The 1,429-nt window shown below is 42.2% G+C and carries 2 protein-coding genes; both read right to left on the bottom strand.

Translation table 11 applies throughout. The features are described 5' to 3' along the window. Positions 1-234 precede the first annotated feature (234 nt). Complete coding sequence (locus tag B7X71_RS16830; protein ID WP_293601586.1) at positions 235-633, bottom strand: DUF1398 family protein; 399 nt, start codon at positions 631-633, stop codon at positions 235-237. Between the two features lie 100 nt (positions 634-733). Next, positions 734-1,429 (bottom strand): lipid A biosynthesis acyltransferase (locus B7X71_RS16825; protein ID WP_293601585.1); only part of this gene is annotated, 696 nt, incomplete at its 5' end.

Genomic DNA, 1,429 nt, shown 5'->3' with positions numbered 1-1,429 from the left:
CATCATGACCCCCACTTCCCAGGCCGCACTTGTTTTTTCTCCTCAGTCCAATGACGGCAAACGAGAGTTTGATAAAGATGATAGTTAAGATGCAGGCAATGATTGAGGTGACTAATAACATTTAGAGCTCCCAAGAGAATTCCTAGATATTAATCAGAAAAAGAAAAAATTGCCCAGAGGTGGCTTGTGAAATTTTGCTAGCTCTAGGCGGGATTAACTTGGGCTTCGGGACTCTCATCCTTGTGGAAAATGCTCAATGTGAACTTCGCCTTGCCGCCCGAAATAACTCACATGTCTTCCAGCTATCCAAACAATATATCCGATGCAGCCAGCAGCCATCGTTAATTTAAGAAACTCAGGATATCTCACCGCATCACTTTGAGCGCCGCGAATTGCTGAAACGACTCTATCTTTATTAAATGAATTTGGGATCTCCACCAGAGGCATCTCCATAGGAACAGCACAAACCTGATGGCTTGACAAATAATATGTGGTTGATTGATTGCGATAGTCAGCGAAGTAAGACTCAACACCAACCTCAATTAAGCGAGCCAATGCCTCCGGGAAGGTTAGAAGACCAGCATGAGATTGATGGGCACATTTTTCAATAACATCTTTTGTATTCAGATTCATAAGCAACCTTAAATTAATAACTTGAATTATCACGCCTCATAAATGAAAAAACCACCTTCAGGTGGTTTTGGTGTTTATTGGGTGCCCGGCTAAGGATGCCTTACTCTGTTGGAGGCAATTCTGCTCCCACCGGTCTTTTGTAGCGGTTGTAAGACCACATATATTGGTGTGGCTTTGAAAGTATCATTTTCTCAAAAGACTGATTCATTTCTGTGCAGGCATCAACTAGGCAATCTGGAAAGGTCTCTGTCATCAAGCGACTCTTAATTAGCCAACCCCCTCCTAACCCCAGTCTTTCTGCGCCAACAAAAAGGATTGCTACATTTGCTTGGCGAGCTAATTTAATTGGAAATGATGTTGTGTAGGCATATTGATTAAAAAATTTAGCCCATACTCCATCGCCCACGCTAGGCACCTGATCCGCCAATAGGCCAACTACCTCACCTTTTACTAAAGCTCGTTTAATCTGACGAACCCCACTAATATTTGCTTCAACAAAATCAATTTCAGAGTGTTTACGTGACTTAAGCATAAGCTCATTCACCCATTTTTTTCTAGCTGGTCTATACATTACTGTTGCTCTTGTATGTTCAGCAAAGATACGTGGCACTATCTCAAAGCCTCCGAAATGTGAGGCAAGAACAATTAAGCCTTTTCCATTTTTGGATAGTTCAATAACTTGATCTAAGTGCTCTATGCTAACTTTCTCAATGGACGATTTCGGATGTCGCCAAATCCATAATGTGTCTGCAAACATCATTCCAGATTCAGCCGCCACCCTCCACGGGGTCAATTT

The organism is Polynucleobacter sp. 39-46-10 (assembly GCF_002282275.1).
The sequence above is the reverse complement of the archived record's forward strand: the minus strand, read 5'-3'. Positions and strand labels throughout refer to the sequence as shown.